This window comes from Aquitalea pelogenes, from assembly GCF_001515305.1.
GTDB lineage: Bacteria > Pseudomonadota > Gammaproteobacteria > Burkholderiales > Chromobacteriaceae > Aquitalea > Aquitalea pelogenes.
The window spans coordinates 1-18,857 of sequence record NZ_LNQV01000018.1 but is presented as its reverse complement, the minus strand read 5'-3'; the positions used below and the strand labels follow the sequence as shown (position 1 = coordinate 18,857).

13 protein-coding genes, 2 tRNA genes and 1 pseudogene are annotated in these 18,857 nt (G+C 56.8%); 9 read left to right on the top strand and 7 right to left on the bottom strand.

Annotated elements, in window-relative coordinates; translation table 11 throughout:
* Window positions 1–21: 21 nt before the first annotated feature.
* The 5 genes and pseudogenes from AWT75_RS09630 (at window position 22) to AWT75_RS09610 (ending at window position 8,233) form a co-directional block, all read left to right on the top strand.
* Window positions 22–2,474: pseudogene (locus AWT75_RS09630) on the top strand (acyl-CoA dehydrogenase).
* 105 nt (window positions 2,475–2,579) lie between these two features.
* Entirely contained in the window at window positions 2,580–2,960 is a 381-nt protein-coding gene (locus tag AWT75_RS09625; protein ID WP_062789005.1) for an acyl-CoA thioesterase, read from the top strand.
* 174 nt (window positions 2,961–3,134) lie between these two features.
* Complete coding sequence (locus AWT75_RS09620; RefSeq protein ID WP_045848056.1) at window positions 3,135–4,466, top strand: OmpP1/FadL family transporter; 1,332 nt, start codon at window positions 3,135–3,137, stop codon at window positions 4,464–4,466.
* A 123-nt stretch (window positions 4,467–4,589) separates the two neighbouring features.
* Window positions 4,590–6,965 carry a 3-hydroxyacyl-CoA dehydrogenase/enoyl-CoA hydratase family protein gene (locus AWT75_RS09615; protein WP_062789041.1) on the top strand — a complete coding sequence of 792 codons (2,376 nt, stop codon included), beginning with the start codon at window positions 4,590–4,592 and terminating at the stop codon, window positions 6,963–6,965.
* 65 nt (window positions 6,966–7,030) lie between these two features.
* Window positions 7,031–8,233 carry an acetyl-CoA C-acyltransferase gene (locus AWT75_RS09610; protein ID WP_062789004.1) on the top strand — a complete coding sequence of 401 codons (1,203 nt, stop codon included), beginning with the start codon at window positions 7,031–7,033 and terminating at the stop codon, window positions 8,231–8,233.
* A 74-nt stretch (window positions 8,234–8,307) separates the two neighbouring features.
* On the opposite strand, the gene AWT75_RS09605 is transcribed toward AWT75_RS09610, so the two are convergent.
* Window positions 8,308–9,747 carry a PilZ domain-containing protein gene (locus AWT75_RS09605; protein ID WP_231588916.1) on the bottom strand — a complete coding sequence of 480 codons (1,440 nt, stop codon included), beginning with the start codon at window positions 9,745–9,747 and terminating at the stop codon, window positions 8,308–8,310.
* A 246-nt stretch (window positions 9,748–9,993) separates the two neighbouring features.
* Between AWT75_RS09605 and AWT75_RS09600 the strand changes: the two genes are divergently transcribed.
* On the top strand, window positions 9,994–12,153 hold the full coding sequence (locus AWT75_RS09600) for a patatin-like phospholipase family protein (protein ID WP_062789003.1): 2,160 nt from the start codon (window positions 9,994–9,996) through the stop codon (window positions 12,151–12,153).
* Between the two features lie 80 nt (window positions 12,154–12,233).
* On the opposite strand, the gene trpC is transcribed toward AWT75_RS09600, so the two are convergent.
* The 4 genes from trpC to yjgA all read right to left on the bottom strand — a co-directional run bounded on the left by trpC (window position 12,234) and on the right by yjgA (window position 15,235).
* The gene (trpC, locus tag AWT75_RS09595; protein WP_062789002.1) at window positions 12,234–13,031 is read right to left on the bottom strand and encodes an indole-3-glycerol phosphate synthase TrpC; all 798 of its coding nucleotides are present in this window, start codon (window positions 13,029–13,031) and stop codon (window positions 12,234–12,236) included.
* Between the two features lie 103 nt (window positions 13,032–13,134).
* Window positions 13,135–14,085, bottom strand: a complete 951-nt coding sequence (locus tag AWT75_RS09590; RefSeq protein ID WP_045848061.1) for a YheT family hydrolase — start codon at window positions 14,083–14,085, stop codon at window positions 13,135–13,137.
* Window positions 14,085–14,666, bottom strand: a complete 582-nt coding sequence (gene mog / locus AWT75_RS09585) for a molybdopterin adenylyltransferase (protein ID WP_062789001.1) — start codon at window positions 14,664–14,666, stop codon at window positions 14,085–14,087. The genes AWT75_RS09590 and mog overlap by 1 nt, the downstream gene beginning before the upstream one ends.
* Window positions 14,666–15,235, bottom strand: coding sequence for a ribosome biogenesis factor YjgA (yjgA, locus tag AWT75_RS09580; protein ID WP_062789000.1), 570 nt, complete (start codon window positions 15,233–15,235; stop codon window positions 14,666–14,668). The genes mog and yjgA overlap by 1 nt, the downstream gene beginning before the upstream one ends.
* A 127-nt stretch (window positions 15,236–15,362) precedes the next feature.
* On the opposite strand from yjgA, the gene pmbA reads away from it, so the two are divergent.
* The 3 genes from pmbA to AWT75_RS09565 all read left to right on the top strand — a co-directional run bounded on the left by pmbA (window position 15,363) and on the right by AWT75_RS09565 (window position 18,570).
* A complete protein-coding gene (gene pmbA, locus AWT75_RS09575; RefSeq protein WP_062788999.1) occupies window positions 15,363–16,721 on the top strand; it encodes a metalloprotease PmbA in 1,359 nt (452 codons plus the stop codon).
* 154 nt (window positions 16,722–16,875) lie between these two features.
* Window positions 16,876–18,015 carry a patatin-like phospholipase family protein gene (locus tag AWT75_RS09570; protein WP_062788998.1) on the top strand — a complete coding sequence of 380 codons (1,140 nt, stop codon included), beginning with the start codon at window positions 16,876–16,878 and terminating at the stop codon, window positions 18,013–18,015.
* Window positions 18,016–18,075: 60 nt separating this feature from the next.
* Complete coding sequence (locus AWT75_RS09565; protein ID WP_275575731.1) at window positions 18,076–18,570, top strand: disulfide bond formation protein B; 495 nt, start codon at window positions 18,076–18,078, stop codon at window positions 18,568–18,570.
* Between the two features lie 111 nt (window positions 18,571–18,681).
* On the opposite strand, the gene AWT75_RS09560 is transcribed toward AWT75_RS09565, so the two are convergent.
* Both AWT75_RS09560 and AWT75_RS09555 read right to left on the bottom strand, forming a co-directional pair.
* A tRNA-Asp gene (locus AWT75_RS09560) sits at window positions 18,682–18,758 on the bottom strand.
* Window positions 18,759–18,762: 4 nt separating this feature from the next.
* Window positions 18,763–18,838: transfer RNA gene (locus tag AWT75_RS09555), tRNA-Val, on the bottom strand.
* Window positions 18,839–18,857 lie beyond the last annotated feature (19 nt).

Sequence of the window (18,857 nt, the reverse complement as noted above, 5' to 3'; positions counted from 1 at the left end):
TCAACACGAGGGTAAATCACAATGTTTGCTGCTGTTCTTCTCATCGCACTGCTTGGTGTGATGGCGTACTATCGCGCGCCGGTGCTGGCGTGGACTGTGGGGCTGGCAGCCTGGCTTGCCAGCCTGCAATTTGCGTTTGGCTGCCCGGTTTCCACCATTGTCTGGGGTGTGTTTGCACTCTTGGCGCTTGTGCTGAATATCGTTCCGCTGCGTCGTGCCGTTTTCACCGGCCCGGTATTCGGTATCTTCAAGAAAATCACCCCGGCGATGTCGCAGACCGAACAGGAAGCGATCAACGCGGGTACGGTGTGGTGGGATAGGGACTTGTTCTCCGGCAAGCCGGATTACCAGCGCCTGCTGGCCTTCCCGGATGCCAAGCTGAGCGCAGAAGAGCAGGCCTTTCTGGATGGCCCCACCGAGCAGCTGTGCGCGATGATCGACGACTGGAAGATCACCCACGAGCTGAAGGACTTGCCCCCGGAAGTGTGGCAGTTCATCAAGGACAACGGTTTTCTGGGCATGATCGTCAAGAAGAAGTACGGCGGTCTGGAATTCTCCAACTATGCCCACGCCAAAGTGGTTACCAAGATTGCGACGCGTGGCGGTTCTGCTGCGGTGTCGGTCATGGTGCCCAACTCGCTCGGTCCGGGTGAGTTGCTGCAGCACTATGGTACCGAAGCACAAAAAGACTATTACCTGCCGCGCCTGGCCAAGGGCGTGGAAGTGCCGTGCTTTGCCCTGACCAGCCCTTATGCCGGTTCGGACGCGGGCAGCATTCCTGACTATGGCATTGTCTGCCGTGGCAGCTATACCGACCCGCGCAGCGGCCAGCGGCACGAAAACGTGTTGGGCCTGCGCGTCAGCTGGGAAAAGCGCTGGATTACCCTCGCTCCGGTCGCCACCATTCTGGGTCTGGCATTCAAGATGTACGACCCGGACCACTTGCTGGGCGACAAGGAAGAGATTGGCATTACCTGCGCACTGGTGCCGACCGAGCATGAAGGCGTTTGCATCGGCCGCCGTCATTTCCCGGGTGGCGCTGTGTTCATGAACGGCCCGACTTGGGGTAAGGATGTGTTCATTCCGCTGGAGTGGATCATTGGCGGGCGTGAATTCGCCGGTCAGGGCTGGCGCATGCTGGTGGAGTGTCTGTCGGTTGGTCGCTGCATTTCCCTGCCGGCCATGTCGGTGGCCTGCGGCAAGGTAACCACCTTCACTACTGGTGCTTATGCCCGTATTCGCGACCAGTTCGGCCTGCCCATCGGCAAGTTCGAAGGTGTGGACGAAGCCATGGCACGTATTGCCGGCTACACCTACCAGATGGAAGCTTCGCAGGATCTGGCGCTGACCGGTCTGGATATGGGCGAGAAGCCATCGGTGCTGTCCGCCGTGCTCAAGTATCACAACACCGAGCGCATGCGCAAAACCATCAATGATGCGATGGATATTCACGGTGGCAAGGCCGTGGTGCTGGGCCCGCGCAACTATCTGGCACGTGCCTATCAGTCCATCCCGATCGGCATTACGGTGGAAGGTGCCAACATCCTCACCCGTTCGATGATCATCTACGGTCAGGGTGCCATCCGCTGCCATCCGTTTGTATTGCGCGAGATGAAGGCCGCCATGGCCAATGATGCTGCCGAGTTTGATCGTGCCATCACCGGTCACATCAACTTCGTCATCAGCAATGTGTTCCGTTCGCTGTGGCTGGGGCTGACCGGCGCCCGCTTTGCCGGTGCGCCACGTGGTGGCGAAACCGCGCTTTACTACAAGCAGATCACCCGTTTCTCCAGTGCTTTTGCCTTGCTGTCCGACATGGCCATGTTCAGCCTGGGTGGCTCGCTGAAGTTCCGCGAAAAGCTGTCGGCCCGTTTGGGTGACATGTTGTCCAATCTGTACATTGCCACGGCTTGCCTCAAGCGTTTTGAACGCGATGGCGCACCTAAGGAAGACCTGGCCGTGCTGCGCTGGGCGGTGGAAAACGCATTGTTTGATCTGCAACAGGCGATGGATGGTTTTCTGGCCAACCTGCCCAGCCGTGGTCTGGCCTGGGTGCTGCGCAAAATCATCTTCCCGTGGGGCCTCACCCTCAAGCCTGCTTCGGATCGCATTGGCACCAAGGTGGCGCGCGCATGATGGAGCCGGGCGGCATGCGCGATCGCTTGACCCGGGGCATGTATGTATCGCCTTCGGAAGAAGATGCCGTCGGTGTGCTGCGCCATGCGCTGGATGCCATCCTGGCAACGGAGCCAGTCGAACAGAAGCTGCGCAAGCTGGCGCGTGATGGCAAGTTCTCACGCATTACTGCGCGTGAGCGACTGGAAGAGGCCTTGCAAAGCGGCTTGATCACCCAGGCTGATTTTGATGCGGTCACCCGTGCACGCAAGCTCAAGCGCGATGTCATCATGGTGGATGATTTCGACATGGCTCTGGAGCAGCATGATGCGGCACTGCTGAAGCGCCACATTTTCTAAGCCTGTTTTCTACACTGAATGGATTGCCGGGAGATTCTTCATCCGGCCGTTCAGTCAAGTTGCCGTGTTGCGGCAATTTGACTGAGCGATCACCAGGAGCGCCTTATGGATTCCACTACACCTCGCCTGCCAACCTTGCGGGTTCGGGCTCTGCCAACTGCCACCAATGCTTATGGGCGGGTGCAGGCCGGCTGGCTGATGGGGCAGATCGACATGGCAGGCAGTCTGGATGCAGAGCGCCTGGCGCGGGGGCCGGTGGCGACGGTGGCGGTGAATGCATTCCAGTTCACCCACCCCATCTTGCTGGGGGATGTGGTCAATCTGTATGTCGAAAGACTGCGAGTGGGGCAAAAGTCAGTCACGCTGAAGATATCGGTTGAGGCGGAGCGGCTGGATGGCGAGCTGGTATTTGTCACGGAAGTGATTGCCACTTTTGTGGCAATTGATGTTGATGGTAAATCGCGAAACTTGGCGGAAGTTGGTTGAATTTAAGAGTATTTGTTGCTTGTTTGTTGTGTAAAACGATCGTTTGGAACAAACGCTCTTATTTTGGTGGACATGCTTAGATTCTCTGGTAGTATCCAAATTGATCCGTAGTAATACGGACATAAAAAGCGACTAGGACTACATACAGATATATTCGCAAGAGAGGGATGACACATGAAACTGAAGCACCTCAGCCAATCCGTGATGCTCATGGGAGTTGCCGTCGGGGCGTTCTCTTCCACAGCACTGGCTTCCGGTTACCACTTCGGCTCGCAAAGCGTTTCCGCGCAAGGCACGGCATTTGCCAATAGCGCAGAAGCCAGCGACGCTTCCACCATTTTTTATAATCCGGCAGGCATGTCGCGTCTGACTGGCACCAACTTCTCCGGTGGCCTGACCCTGGTCGTGCCGGATTCCAGCTATACCGATAATGGTTCCAAGACACATTCCGGAACTTCGACTGGCGGTGGCAGTGCCAGTGGCTATGCGCCGGACTATGTAGTTGCACCATCTTTCTATGCAACGCATCAAATTAATGATAAATGGACGGTTGGTCTGGGTGTATTTGTCCCGTTTGGTGCAGAACTGAACTATGGCGAAACCTGGGCGGGCCGCTATTCGCTGGAAAGCATCAAGCTGGAAACCCTGAACTTCAATCCTTCGGTGTCCTACAAGCTGGATGACCACCATGCCTTTGGTTTTGGCGTTTCTGCCCAATACATGAAGGCATACTTGTCCAAGGCGGTTGATCTGACAGGTGTACCTCACAACGGTGATGGCCATGCTGCCTTGAGTGCAGATGGCTGGGGTTTCGGTTTCAATCTTGGCTACATGTACCAGCTGAATGATGCTACCCGTTTTGGTGTTGCCTATCGTTCCAATATCCGTCAAAAGCTTGATGGACAGGCGTACTGGGATTTGAGCGCGGCAGGTTCCTTTGCATCCATCATTCAAAACAACTTCCATCACGTAAATTCGGATGGCACGGTAACTGTGGATACCCCGGAATCCATTTCGGTCAATGGCTTCCACAAGCTGAATGACAAGGTAGACCTGATGGCCGACCTGACCTGGACCCGCCATTCCCGCCTCGACCAGATTGATATCAAGTTCAGCCAGCCTGGTGAAGGCGACCTGGTGATCAAACAGGGCTGGCGCGATACCTTCAAGCTGTCCCTGGGTGCCAATTACCATTACAGCGACAACCTGCTGCTGCGTACCGGTGTCGCCTGGGACCAGTCTCCGGTCAAGAATGCAGACGAAACCCATCCGGCCTTGCCGGATAGCGACCGCTACTGGTTGTCCTTTGGTGCCAACTACAAGCTGAGCAAGCAGTCGTCGCTTGATTTTGCCTACTCTTATGTGTTCTTCAAGAATGCTAATGTCAACTATACCGACAGCTGCACGACAACGTCGACCACATGTACCGGTAACGGCGAAACCACCAAGGGCTCTTACAAGACCAACCTGCAATTCCTTGGTCTGCAGTACAACTACAGCTTCTAAACAGACAGTAACGGTTTAGGGGCGTGGCAGGGCAGTGGCGGCCTTGGTCGCTGCTGCCCGAAAGCAAGGCAGGCATGAGGGGCCTGCCCCATGATTGATGAGTTTCAACATAACGAGGAAACCATGTCTCAAACCAAGTTCAATGTACGCAAGGTGGCAGTGCTGGGTGCTGGCGTGATGGGTGCGCAGATTGCCGCTCATCTGGTCAATGCCAAAGTGCCGACCATCCTGTTTGATTTGCCAGCCAAAGAAGGCAACAAGAATGGCATCGTGCTCAAGGCACTGGATGGCCTGAAAAAGCTCAAGCCGTCCCCGCTGTCCAATAAAGACGCAGTCGGTTACATAGAACCGGCCAACTACGAAGACCACCTGCACCTGCTCAAGGATTGTGATCTGGTGATCGAGGCCATTGCCGAGCGCATGGACTGGAAAGCCGCCCTGTATCACAAGGTGGCACCGCATCTGGGCGAACACACCATTTTCGCCACCAACACCTCTGGCCTGTCCATCAACAAGCTGGCCGAGAGCTGTCCCGATTCCGTGCGTCCGCGCTTCTGCGGCGTGCACTTTTTCAACCCGCCGCGTTACATGCACCTGGTCGAGATCATCCCGTGCGTAACGTCGGACGCGGGCATGCTGGACAATCTGGAGCGTTTCCTGGTGACCACCCTGGGCAAGGGTGTGGTACGTGCCAAGGATACCCCCAACTTTGTTGCCAACCGCATTGGTGTGTTCTCCATGCTGGCAACCATCGCCAATGCCGAAAAATTCGGCATCCGCTTTGATATTGTCGACGATCTGACTGGCCCGCGCCTGGGTCGACCCAAGTCTGCCACCTTCCGTACTGCCGACGTTGTAGGCCTGGACACCTTTGCCCACGTAGTGAAAACCATGGACGACACCCTGCCGGGTGACCCGTGGCATGGCTTGTTCAAATCGCCGGAATGGCTGCAGAAGCTGATTGCAGCCGGTGCGCTGGGTGCCAAGACCAAAGTTGGTATCTACAAGAAAGACGGCAAGAAAATGTTCGTGTTCGACGCGGCCAGCGGCGAATACGTTGGCGGCGGGCAAAAGGGTGATGATGCGGTCAAGGACATTCTGAAAATTGCCGACCCGGCGGAGAAATTCCGTCAGCTGCGCGCAAGTGAGCATCCGCAGGCACAGTTCCTGTGGGCCTGCTTCCGCGATGTATTCCATTACATCTCTTACCATCTGGCAGATATTGCCAACTGTGCCCGTGATGTGGATTTTGCCATTCGCTGGGGCTTTGGCTGGTCGGTTGGTCCGTTTGAAACCTGGCAAGCTGCCGGTTGGCAGCAGGTAGCACAGTGGATTGATGAAGACATCAAGGCAGGCAAGGCCTTGTCCGGTGCCGCATTGCCTGCCTGGGCATTGCAGGCCGACCGTGCCGGCGTGCATTTTGCTGATGGCTCCTACAACGCGGCAGGTCAGAACCTGGTAGGCCGCTCCACGCTGGACGTATACCAACGCCAGTTGGCTCCGGCGCGTGTGCTGGGTGAAGCGGCTGCTCCGCTGGGCGAAACCGTATTCGAAAACGATGGCGTACGTGCCTTCACCACGGGCGATGACATTCTGGTGGTGTCGTTCAAGTCCAAGGCACATGCCATTGGCCCGGATGTCATCACCGGTTTGAACACCGCACTGGATATAGCAGAGCAGCGCTTCAAGGGGCTGGTGATCTGGCAGACCGAAGAGCCGTTCTCGGTTGGTGCCGATCTGCAGTCCATGCTGCCTGCCTTCATGACGGGCGACTGGGCTGCCATTGACGCTACCGTGCGCCGCTTCCAGGAAACCTCCATGCGCCTGCGTTACAGCCAGGTGCCCACCGTAGCCGCGACTCAAGGCTATGTGTTCGGTGGTGGTTGCGAATTCGCCATGCACTGCGACAAGACCGTTGCGGCATTGGAATCCTATGTTGGTCTGGTGGAAGTGGGTGTTGGCCTGTTGCCGGGCGGTGGTGGTTGCAAGGAATTCGCCCTGCGTGCCGCACAGGAAGCCAAGGGTGATGTGTTGGCCGCACTGAAGGATTACTTCATGGCGATTGCCACTGCCAAGGTGGCCACCAGCGGTCAGGAAGCGCAGGAAATCGGCTTCTTCCGCAAGGGCGATCCGGTGGTATTCAATGCTTACGAACTGCTGTATGTCGCCAAGCAGCAAGCGCTGGCCATGGCTGAATCCGGCTATCGCCCGCCGCTGAAAGTGAAGGGCTTCCCGGTGGCTGGCCGCTCTGGTGCCGCTTCCATCAAGGGCTCGCTGATCAATATGCTGGAAGGGAATTTCATCTCCCAGCATGACTTCTTCATTGCTTCGCAAATCGCCGATGTCATGACCGGTGGTGATGTTGAGGCCGGTACGCTGGTGAACGAGCAGTGGATTCTGGATCTGGAACGCAAGGCCTTCATGACCCTGCTGCAAAATTCCAAAACCCAGGATCGCATTGCCAACATGCTCACCACCGGCAAACCGCTGCGCAACTAATACGAACAATGCATCAGACCGACGGCCGCGAGGGGCGGAGCCGTCGGCTGCAAGGAGATTGAAAAATGGTCAAGCAAGTACAGGAAGCTTATATCGTCGCTGCCACCCGTACCCCGGTGGGCAAGGCACCGCGTGGCATGATGCGTCATGTGCGTCCGGATGACATGCTGGCGCATGTGATTACCGGCGCGCTGGCCCAGGTGCCGACGCTGGATCCGAAACTGATTTCCGACTGCGTGGTGGGTTGCGCCTTTCCTGAGGCGGAGCAGGGCCTGAACATGGCGCGTATCGGCGTGCTGTTGGCGGGGCTGCCCAATACCGTTGGTGGTATCACCATCAACCGTTACTGCTCGTCCGGTATCAATGCAGTACAGATGGCGGCTGACCGCATTCGCCTGGGTGAGGCCGACGTGGTGATTGCCGCGGGTGCCGAGTCCATGTCGCTAGTGCCGATGATGGGTAACAAGGTATCGCTGAACCCGGAAATTTTTGCCAAGGATGAGAACTATGCCATCGCTTACGGCATGGGCCTGACGGCAGAAAAAGTAGCCCAGCAGTGGGGTGTGTCGCGTGAAGACCAGGACGCTTTTGCCGTCGAGTCGCATCGCCGTGCCATCGCCGCCATTGATTCCGGTGCCTTCAAGAGCGAAATCACCCCGCTGGAGGTGACTTATCGCACCCCGAATCTGGAAACCGGTGAAGTCATCAGTAAGACCAGGCTGCTGGATACCGACGAAGGTCCGCGTCGCGAGACCACGCTGGAAGGCCTGGCCAAGTTGAAAACCGTGTTTGATGCCAAGGGCTCGGTGACCGCCGGTAACTCTTCGCAAATGTCCGACGGTGCCGGCGCGGTGATTCTGGTGTCCGAGCGCGTACTGAAGGAATTCAACCTGGTGCCGCTGGCACGCTATGTCACCTTCGCGGTGAAGGGTGTGCCGCCGGAAATCATGGGTATCGGCCCGAAAGAAGCCATCCCGGCTGCCTGCCAGCAAGCTGGTATCACACAGGATGATCTGAAATGGATTGAGCTGAACGAAGCTTTTGCTGCGCAAGCATTGGCCGTGACGCGTGATCTGGCGCTGGATACCAGCAAGATCAACCCGCATGGTGGTGCCATTGCCCTGGGTCACCCCTTGGGCGCTACGGGTGCCATCCGTACCGCAACGCTGGTGCATGGCATGCGTAATGCCGGCCAGCAGGGCTACGGCATGGTTACCATGTGTATCGGTACCGGCATGGGTGCGGCAGGCATTATCGAAGTGCTGTAAACAAGTACCCCAGCATGAAAAACGCCCGTTTGACGGGCGTTTTTTGTTTCTGCTTGCGATTTGGATGGAGTTGTTCAGTCAACCTTTGACAAGGTGTCAAAATCACTGTTGCTGCAGTCTTCGAATTCTTGCTGCGGCGTTTTCAGGCGAATCAGGTAAGACTTGCCCTGTGCCGTGAGAATCTGCTCCCGGCCCGGTTCGGCCAGTGGCTTGGGCATCAGGAACCAGCGTTGACCCTTGCGTGAATTCGGCTGGGTAATATAGATGGCGGTGGTGGGCTGGTCACGATTACCACCGGGCTCACTCAGGGAAACACCAACCGGGTTTTGCCCCAGTATTTCAATCCCGACCCGCGTGCCATTCTGCTGTCGCAAGATGCGGCGGATGGCACCCAGCAACAGGGGATGGCTCTCGGTCTTGACCAGCACGATACGACCAATGGCGAGTTGTTCGACACTTTTGCCAACAAAGGTCAGGCCCATCCCGGTGCTGCTGATATCGTTGACCTTCCACTCCTGGATGGAGTTGGCACTATTGTTTTCAATGTCCTGAATCTTGACGGCAAAGGCGGCGCGTTCGAAGCCGATGGTGACTTGTGCGGCCGAGCTGTGCAGCGAGCGCTCGGACTTGCGCAAGGATTTGCCACCATCATCCGACCAGCGGATGGCCAGCTTTTCACACAGGGCCAGCCATTCTTCCCGTTCCAGCTTGGCATCCAGCGCACGCAGGACGGGTGGTACCGAGCGGTCCAGGTCAAACATCAGGTCGGCAAGCCGGCTGGTCAGGTCGTTGGTGGACCAGTAACGCAGCCACTTGCCGGCCATGCCGCGCAGGATGGGTTGCGGATGCTCCGGCATGCTCAGATTGACGACAAAAACCGGCTCCTGGATGGGGGGCTGCTTTTCCAGATGAATACCCTGGCTAAGCGGCATCATCAGTTGGTCTACCGCGATGATTTCCCGGTGCAGCATATTGTCTGTCTGCGCCAGATACAGCATGCAGCCTTGCAGGAGTAGCTGTTCACAGCTGACCTCAACCTTGGAGTCCGGATACAGCATCAAGGGCGTGCGGGCAACGCCGGCTTCTTCAGCCTGCATGTAAAAGCGGAAGCCTTGTTGCCAGACCGACCCTTCCGGTTTCAGGTAACGCAGTGAATTCCACGCGATCAGGCGCATCTGGTGATGCAGACCGCGTGCAGTGATCAGGCGGATATCCGCTTCCAGCGCGGTATTCGGGGCTGCCTGATACAGGCGCAGGCAAATCTGGTAGGCATTGGCCAGTTCATGCCAGAAGGCAAGAATGGTGGGCAGGTAGTTCTTGCTGCCCGGCGTGGCGGCCAGGAAATCCTGGCACAGCTGATGGTGAATGTTGTGGGCCTTGTCGTCCACATAAACCAGGGTCTTGATACGCTCCTTCAACGGGGTGTCGGTGTCCGCGTTGATTTTGGAGATGGCCTTGATGATTTCAACCAGGGCGGTAAAGTATTCTGTCTGCGGCAGGTCCCTCACCAGCATGGTAGCGGATTGCGCAATACCTGTTGCCAGAGAGTTTTTTGTGAGCAGGGAACTGACCAGAGATTTAAAATCGAACATTGTGCCTTAGCTTTGTTGGGCTCTATGTTTTATCGAATGTATGTCACTATATCTTACGTCACCGGATGCGTGGGTGAAATAGCAATTTTTCCTTTTTTACCGAATATGCATGTTTGTCTGAAAAGATTTGTCCGCTTTCTGAGCAGAATCATACTTGCCGCTCTGTGCATGCTGCATGTCACACCCGCGCTGGCCTTTGAACTGGCACCGGATGAAGGCGTGGGCGTGGTGCTTGGCGGTGGCGGAGCGCGTGGCTTTGCCCATCTTGGCGTATTGCGTGAGTTGCAGCGCCTGCATGTTCCCATTCGCTGCATCGCTGGCACAAGTGCTGGGGCCCTGATTGGCGGGATGTATGCCAATGGGCTGGATTTGGATCAGATGGCCACGGATTTCAACAATGCCAACTGGGATCAGATGCTGTCCGGTCGGTTGCCGCGCACTGAAATTCCTTATGACAAGAAGCGCGACGACTACAAAAACTATCTGGATATCACTTTTGGTCTGCAAGGAGGGCAGTTGCGCGTGCCGCGTAGCGCCATCAACTCGCAGGAAATCGAAATGTTCATCCGCAAGCTGACGCGCGATCGTCAGCTGGATTCCTTCGATCAATTACCCATTCCCTTCCGTGCGGTTGCTACCGATCTGGCCAATGGCGAGGCCGTGGTTTTTGACAAAGGCCCGCTGGCGGAGGCCTTGCGGGCCAGCATGGCTGTGCCAGGACTGTTTGACCTGGTGGAAACAAATGGTCGTCTGCTGGTGGATGGCGGGCTGGCGCGCAATCTTCCCATCCAGGATGCCCGTCAATGCGCACGGAATCTGATTGTGGTGGATGTTGGCACTCCGCCGCTTACCAAGGACCAGATCAACAGTCTGTTCGATGTGGTGGCACAAACCAGCAATCTGATGGTGAGCCGGAACGTCAAGGAGCAAATGGCTTTGCTCAAGCCGGGAGATGTGCTGATTCGTCCAGACCTGGATGGTTTCAGTGCCGCTTCGTTTGGTGATAACCAGGCCATCATCAAGCGTGGTGGCGAAGCGGCGAGTGCACAGGCAGCCCAGCTGAGCAAGTTTGCCATCAGTGCCGAGCGCTATGCGGCCTGGCGTCAGCGTTTGCAGTTGCCGGAGCATCCGCGCGTGGATGTTGTCCAGGTGAAATCCGATAGCCACTTTGTCAATACCGAGGGGCTGGCCAGCAGCATTGCCAACTTCAAGGATGGAGAGGCTGTGGATGATATTCGCCAGAAATTGCGTAATGTGTTTGCCTCGGGTGACTACGATCAGCTCAGTTATGCCATTGATGACAGGAATGGCCGCCATGTGATGACGGTCATGCCGCTGGAGAAGAGTATCGGGCCGAATGCTGTTCACTTCGGGCTCAGCCTCAATAGCTCTACACCCGGTGATTCCAGTTTCACCTTCCTGGCCGCGCATCAGCGCAACTGGCTGAACGCTGCGGGAGGTTCATGGCGTAATGAAATGGCCATTGGCAAGGACAAGCTGTTCAAGACCGAGCTGTATCAGCCCTGGTCTTATGACAGCCCCTTGTTTGCTGCGGCTTCCTTCAGCTATCACGTGCAGCCATTGTCTTTTTATGATGACAATCACATCAAATATGCAGAAGTCAGTAATGACGTTGCGTCGGTCAATGCCGATATCGGCACGGTGCTTGGCCGTTTCGGTGAGCTGAGGCTGGGATTGTTTGATTCCAGAGTGGAAAGTTATCTGTCGCAGGGGCAGTTTCCCTTGCTGTCATCCACCGTCTACCACAGCTATGCCGGTATCCGCAGCCGCTTTGTCATCGACCAGTTTGATAATCCGCGGTGGCCCCGTTCCGGCTATTTCATGAGTACGGTCTTTACTTCTTCCTTGCCCGCACTTGGCAGCTACACGGCCAGCCGCGATTACGATGCAGTGGTGGAGGGTGTCAAAACCTTTGGTGACATTACCTTCCGTCTGACAGGCAAAATGCGGGGCATTGTCAATCGCAAGCAGGATGACTACCGCTTGGAATCCCTGGGTGGATTTCTGAACCTGACCGGTTATCAGGCAGGCGAATTGCTGGGAGAGAAGGTGTCGCTATCCCGCCTGATGGTTTACTGGCGCGCTTCATCCTTGCCCTCGGTCCTGGGTAGCGGCTTGTATGCCGGGATGTCTGCCGAGGTAGGAAGGGTGTGGGGCAATCCATTCAATGGCAGCAATACCCCATGGATACCTGCCGGGTCGGTGTTCCTGGCTGCGGATACCATTCTGGGGCCATTCTTTCTCGGGGTAGGCAATGCCCGTAACGGCAAGTTAAGCGGTTATCTCTACCTGGGTGCGGATTATTGATGTTGCCCAAAGCAAAAACGCACTGTAATAGTGGCCGTTTTGCTGTCCAGGTGAAGACCGGTTTATGAGCGGGCTTACGCTTAAGCGGGGAAAAACAAGTCGGACAAGGCCGCACCGGGGTCATCCTGGCGCATGAAGGCTTCGCCAACCAGGAAGCTATGCACCTGATGGCTGCGCATCAGTCGGACATCGTCCTGGGTCAGGATGCCACTTTCGGTGACAGCAATCCGCCCGTTGCTGATTTCGGGCAGCAATTTCAGCGTGGTGGTCAGGCTCACTTCGAAGGTGCGCAGATTCCGGTTATTCACCCCGATCAGCTCGGTTTCCAGTTGCAAGGCCTGTTCCAGCTCATCCTCGTTATGAACCTCCACCAGCACGGCCATGCCCAGTTCGCGGGACAGGGCTTCAAAATCGCGCATCTGCGCCAGCGGCAGGGCGGCGGCAATCAACAAGATGCAGTCGGCACCCATGGCGCGAGCTTCATACAGCTGGTATTCGTCCACCATGAAGTCTTTGCGCAGTACCGGCAAATGGCAGGCGGCGCGGGCAGCTTCCAGATAGGCGGCATCCCCCTGGAAGTACTGTTTGTCGGTCAGTACTGACAAGCAGGCGGCACCAGCGGTGGCATAGCTCCTGGCAATGGCGGGCGGATCAAAGTCGGCGCGGATGATGCCTTTGCTGGGGCTGGCTTTCTTGATTTCAGCAATGACTGCCGGCTGGCCCAATACATGCTTGGCACGCATGGCGGCAACAAAGTCGCGCTTGTCGGTGCTGCGTGCTTCGGCAGCCTCGCGTACCGCACTTAGCGGGCGCTGCTGCAGGGCGGCAGAGACTTCCTGATGTTTGGTGGCAACAATGGTATTGAGGATGTCTGACATTCTGTAAGCCTGTGATGATGCGTTCAGCCAAAACGGACATCATGCAGAACTGTGCGGGCTTTGGCAATGCGCGCTCGGCTGGTGAACAGGCAAGGCTTTGGTTTCAAACCTGCAGATGGGGTTTGAAGAAGTCCAGAATGCGCTGTGGCAGCCAGTTGATGTGGCCAGGAAAACGCCCGCTGACAAAGCCGACATGGCCGCCGTCTGCTGGGAACTCCAATTGCACCGCCGGGCTGGCTTCGTGCCGGGCGGGCAGGGCGCTTGCCGGCAGGAAGGGGTCATTCCTGGCATTGAGAATCAGGGTAGGGCAGCTGATCAACTGCAAGCGTGACTTGCTGCTGGCGCTGGTCCAGTAGTTCAGTGCGGTACCGTAGCCGTGCAGCGGGGCGGTGACCAGGTCGTCAAACTCGATGAAGGTGCGCGCCTTGCGCAGTTTCTTGCCATCAAACAGGCCGGGATGACGTTGCAAGGTGGCCAGGGCCTTGGGTTTGAGCGTGTTCATGAACATGCGGGTATACAGCAATCGACCCAGGCCTCGGTCCAGCCGGGTGCTGGCCGCCACCAGATCCAGCGGGGCAGAAATGGCTGCCGCCGCACGGGGGATGGCCTGTTCACCCTCGCAGGCCAGATAGTTCAGCAGCATGCTGCCGCCCAGCGAAACGGCGGCAACAGCCATGACAGGGTGACGGATGGCCAGTTTTTGCAGAATCCAGCGGATTTCATCTGCATCACCGGCGTGGTAAGCGCGTGGCAAAGGGTTATCGATGCCACCGCAACCACGAAAGTGCGGAACCACGCCGTGCCAGCCCAGCCCGGTCAGTGCGTGCATCAGGGCGCGGGCATAGTGGCTGTCGCTACTGCCTTCCAGTCCGTGAAACAGCACCACCAGCGGGCTGCCTGGCTTGCCGTCGACAAAATCCAGCACAATGCTGCCGCCATCCGGGGTGGGCCACTGTTCACGCCGATAGTGGGGGCGTGGTGTACGAATCATCAGGGCGGGCCAGATGGTTTGGCTATGTCCTTCTGGCAGCCAGGGTGGTGCGGTGTAGCGCATCAGGCGCTGGGAGGCTTCTGGGCCGATTTGGGCCGGAATGCCTTGATGACCTCCGGACGGGTTTCGATATACGGTCCTCCAAGCAGGTCTATGCAGTAGGGAACGGCGGCAAAGATGCCTGGGACGATGGATTCGCCCTGTTCGTTCTTCAGGCCTTCCAGTGTTTCCTTGATGGCCTTGGGCTGGCCGGGCAAATTGAGGATCAGCGAACTCTTGCGGATCACGCCAAGCTGACGGGACAGAATGGCAGTGGGCACAAAGCGCAGGCTGATCTGGCGCATCTGTTCACCAAAGCCGGGCATTTCGCGATCTGCCACTGCCAGGGTGGCATCCGGTGTGACATCTCGCGGAGCCGGTCCAGTACCGCCGGTGGTCAGCACCAGATGGCAGCCTTCCTCATCCACCAGTTGACGCAGGGTGTCTTCGATGACTGCCTGTTCATCGGCAATCAGGCGGGTCTCTGTGGCAAACGGGTTGCTCAAGGCGCTGGCCAGCCAGTCTTGCAAGGCCGGAATGCCCTGATCCTGATATACGCCGCTACTGGCGCGATCCGAAACCGATACCAGTCCGATCTTCAGCATTATTCCTCTTCTCCCTCGACATCATCGGCGGCAGCATCAGCAGATTGTTGACGCGACTTGCCCGGTTCCGGAATGGCTTGCTTGATCAGCTGGAACAGCAGACGGAAGGATTTTGGCGGCTTGCTTTCAGCCTGTTCCTTGCGTGCATTGCGAATCAGGGTGCGCAGCTGCTGTGCATCCACGCCGGGGAATTCGTTGATGAAGGTGGCAGACATTTTATCGTCGCTCATCAGGCGCTCGCGCCAGCGTTCCAGCAAATGCTGCCAGGCGATGTGTTCGGCAGACTCGCCCTTGATGACCAGCAGGTACTGACGAATGGGTTCCGGGTCGATGTCTCGCATCAGCTTGCCGATGTATTGCAGCTGACGGCGCAGTGCGCCGTGGGCGGTAAAGCGTTTGTAGTCCAGAATGGCAGTGAGCAAATCCTCCGGCAGCTGCATTTTCTTCAGCGTATCCTTGGAGAGTTCGACCAGTTCCTTGCCCAGGTCTTGCAGCGCATCCATGTCGCGTTTGCGCTGGGATTTGCTGACCATGCCATCGGGCAGGTTGTCGTTCTGGTAATCAGTCATCGTTCAACAGTCTCTACGGTTTTCAAGGCTGGTATGATACCGGAAAAGGCGGGCCGATTCCCGCGCAAACTCGCATGGCGTGTTGCTGTCACGGCAATAATGCGTCATCGGCAAAGCAACATTCATCATGGTAGATAAAACATTGGCAGACAACACTTTCAGTTTCAGTAAGGACGTATTGCAGGACATCGCCAGTCGGGTACTGGACCTGGCGCGTCAGCAAGGGGCGACGGCTGCCGAGACCGATGTGTCGGAAGGCTTGGGCCAGACGGTAAGCGTGCGCCTGGGTGAAGTGGAAACCATTGAATACAATCAGGACAAAGGCGTTTCGGTCACTGTTTATCTGGGACAGAAAAAGGGCCATGCCAGTACCTCTGATTTTTCAGATCAAGCCCTGCAGGACACTGTGAAGGCTGCACTGGATATTGCCAGGTTTACTGCAGAAGATGCTTGTGCCGGCCTGGCGGATCGCCAATTGCTGGCAACGGATTTTCCGGATCTGGATCTGTTCCATCCGTGGCAGCTGTCTGTCGAGCAGGCCATTGATCTGGCACGCCACTGCGAAGATGCCGCACGCGGGGTGGATGCGCGGATCAGCAATTCCGAAGGGGCTTCAGTATCGGCGCAGGCCAGTCACTTCATCTACGCCAACAGCAATGGTTTCATGGCGGGCTATCCGGGTAGCCGTCACAGCATCTCTGCTGCGGTGGTGGCGGAGGAGGCCGGCTCCATGCAGCGGGATTACTGGTATTCGGCCGCTCGTCATCCGGATGATCTGGATGACCCGATCAAGGTGGGCCGGACCGCGGGCGAACGAGCCGTACGTCGTTTGTCGGCACGCCGGGTAAAGACAGGTCAGTACCCGGTGCTGTTTGAAGCGCCGGTTGCGGCGTCGTTGATTGGTCATCTGGTTTCCGCCATCAGTGGTGGCAACTTGTACCGCAAGTCGTCTTTCCTGCTGGATGCCTTGGGGCAGCAGGTGTTCCATCCCAACATCATCATTGATGAAGACCCGTTCGTACTGCGTGGCATGTCCAGTGGCGCGTTTGACAGCGAGGGGGTGGAAACCTCGGCGCGACGCCTGATTGATCAGGGTGTGTTGCAGGGTTACATGCTGGCCAGCTATTCCGCACGCAAGCTGGGCATGCAATCAACCGGCAATGCCGGTGGGCCACATAATCTGCTGGTGCATACCACCGGTGAAAGCTTTGCCGAGTTGTTGCAGCAGGTGGGCACCGGCTTGCTGGTTACCGAGCTGTTGGGTCATGGCATTAATACCGTCACTGGTGACTACTCGCGCGGAGCGGCTGGCTTCTGGGTGGAGAATGGGGTGATCGCCTATCCGGTAGAAGAAATCACCATCGCCGGCAATTTGCGCGACATGTTCAGCCGCATGGTTGCCGTGGGCACGGACACCCTGTCGCGTGGTGGCAAGGTAATGGGTTCGGTGCTGATCGAGTCCATGATGGTGGCTGGCGAGGATTAAGCTGTCCTCAAGCGTTTGCTACCTTGCTGCAAGGCGGGCAGGGTAGCAAACCGGCTACCCTTCATCGTTCTGTCAGGCATTTCCGTTCTTGCCAAAGTGGCTGGTGGGCAGCTATTCCTGAATAGATGAAAAAGCATCCGTAGCGAGGTGCAAGATGGCGGGGAAATGCAATATCGGCCTGGTGCTGTCGGGAGGCGGTGCCAGAGCGGCCTATCAGGCCGGCGTACTGCTGGCCATTTCGCGCATGTTGCCCGATCCGGATGTGAATCCTTTCCCCATTATCTGTGGCACATCCGCAGGGGCAATCAATGCGGTGGCGGTGGCCTCCGGTGCTGCCAATTACCGGCAAGCCGTGCACTACCTTGCGCAGATGTGGAAGAACCTCCACATCCATGATGTTTACGATGCCAGCCTTTCTTATTTCATCAAAACCTTTTTCCACTTTGGCATTTCCATTGCAACCGGTGGCCATGGCTGGCACAACCCGAAAAGCTTTCTGGATAATTCGCCCTTACGTGAATTCCTGGGCAAGGCCATGCCATTTGATGGCATCGAGCATTCGTTGCAGCAGGGGGCATTGCAGGCTTTGGCACTGACGGCATCCTGTTTTACCACCGGAATGTCGGTGACGTTTTTTCAGGGACAGCCGCAGATAGATGAGTGGAATCGCCATCAGCGCATGGGGTTGCGGGAAAAAATCGGCCTGGATCACCTGATGGCGACCTCGGCCATTCCACTGATTTTTCCTTCAACCCAGATTGGCAAACTGCATTATTGCGATGGTGCCATCCGGCAAATGACTCCTTTGTCACCAGCCTTGCATCTGGGTGCTGACAAATTGTTCATTGTCGGCCTCACCAGTCAGCGGCCTCAGGCGGTGGAGCGTCGCGCTGCCGGTGTGGCACCCTCGCCAGCGCAGATTTTCGGTCATCTGCTCAATAGTGTGTTTGTTGACAGCATGTCCATGGATATGGAGCGTCTGCTGCGGGTGAATCACACAGTATCCCTGCTGCAAGGGCATGAGGAATTATGTGCTCAGACCAGCCTCAAGCAGGTGGATATTTTCATGCTCAGTCCCAGTCAGTCACTGGAGAGTATTGCCTACCAGTACGCCCATGAATTTCCACCCGTGCTGCGCTTTCTGATGAAAGGTGCAGGTGGAACCAGGCAGCGTGGCATGACATTGGCCACTTATTTGCTGTTTGAACCGGGTTATTGTCGCGCGCTGATTACACTCGGTTATAAGGATGCGCTGGCACAGAAAGATGCCATCAGACAATTTCTGGAACTTTGAATCAGGACTAAAATCCTAGATGTTCCATTTTCAAGCCCAATACAAAGACAAGGGGAAGTTGTGAGTATTCGTTTATCACGCAGACAGGGTTTTTTTCTGGTCGCAGTCGGCTGCGCCGCCGCAATGGCTTTTGCCCTTTATTCGCAATACGTATTGCATCTGGAGCCATGCCCCTTGTGCATTTTCCAGCGGGTAGGGGTGATCTCGGTCGGTATTATTGCCTTGCTGGCTGCCCTGCATAACCCGGGGCGTACTGGTTACAGGGTTTGGGGTGTATTGGGCGTGCTGGCGGCGATGGCTGGTGGCGCGGTGTCTTTACGTCAGTTGTGGTTGCAAAGCCTGCCTGAGGACATGGTTCCTGCTTGTGGGCCTGGCCTGGATTACCTGATGGAAACCTCGCCGATGTGGGATGTGCTGTCCAAGGTATTCAAAGGCAGTGGCGAGTGTGCCAAGGTTGACTGGACCTTCCTGGGGCAGGCAATGCCGTTCTGGGTGGCGGTATTCTTTGTCGGTGTGATCGTGCTGCAACTGTGGTTGGCGTTTCGTAAATCCTGAAGCAAACAACTGATCAAGCCGGTATTTCGCATGCAGCGAAATGCCGGTTTTTTTATTGGAGAGGGGATGATCTGAATGCAAAAAAGCAGCCGATGGCTGCTTTTTGATTATTGGCGGAGTGGACGGGACTCGAACCCGCGACCCCCGGCGTGACAGGCCGGTATTCTAACCAACTGAACTACCACTCCAACCTGGTGGGCGTTGACGGAGTCGAACCGCCGACATTCTGCTTGTAAGGCAGACGCTCTACCAACTGAGCTAAACGCCCGAAAAGGGTTACTGCTTTT

Coding starts and splice junctions, on each gene's coding strand:
- AWT75_RS09605 (WP_231588916.1), bottom strand. CDS start 9,747: ATGCTGGTGAGGGACCTGCCGCAGACAGAATACTTTACCGCCCTGGTT.
- AWT75_RS09615 (WP_062789041.1), top strand. CDS start 4,590: ATGTCTCAAACCAAGTTCAATGTACGCAAGGTGGCAGTGCTGGGTGCT.
- pmbA (WP_062788999.1), top strand. CDS start 15,363: ATGGTAGATAAAACATTGGCAGACAACACTTTCAGTTTCAGTAAGGAC.
- AWT75_RS09570 (WP_062788998.1), top strand. CDS start 16,876: ATGGCGGGGAAATGCAATATCGGCCTGGTGCTGTCGGGAGGCGGTGCC.
- yjgA (WP_062789000.1), bottom strand. CDS start 15,235: ATGACTGATTACCAGAACGACAACCTGCCCGATGGCATGGTCAGCAAA.
- trpC (WP_062789002.1), bottom strand. CDS start 13,031: ATGTCAGACATCCTCAATACCATTGTTGCCACCAAACATCAGGAAGTC.
- AWT75_RS09600 (WP_062789003.1), top strand. CDS start 9,994: ATGCTGCATGTCACACCCGCGCTGGCCTTTGAACTGGCACCGGATGAA.
- mog (WP_062789001.1), bottom strand. CDS start 14,666: ATGCTGAAGATCGGACTGGTATCGGTTTCGGATCGCGCCAGTAGCGGC.
- AWT75_RS09610 (WP_062789004.1), top strand. CDS start 7,031: ATGGTCAAGCAAGTACAGGAAGCTTATATCGTCGCTGCCACCCGTACC.
- AWT75_RS09625 (WP_062789005.1), top strand. CDS start 2,580: ATGGATTCCACTACACCTCGCCTGCCAACCTTGCGGGTTCGGGCTCTG.
- AWT75_RS09590 (WP_045848061.1), bottom strand. CDS start 14,085: ATGCGCTACACCGCACCACCCTGGCTGCCAGAAGGACATAGCCAAACC.
- AWT75_RS09620 (WP_045848056.1), top strand. CDS start 3,135: ATGAAACTGAAGCACCTCAGCCAATCCGTGATGCTCATGGGAGTTGCC.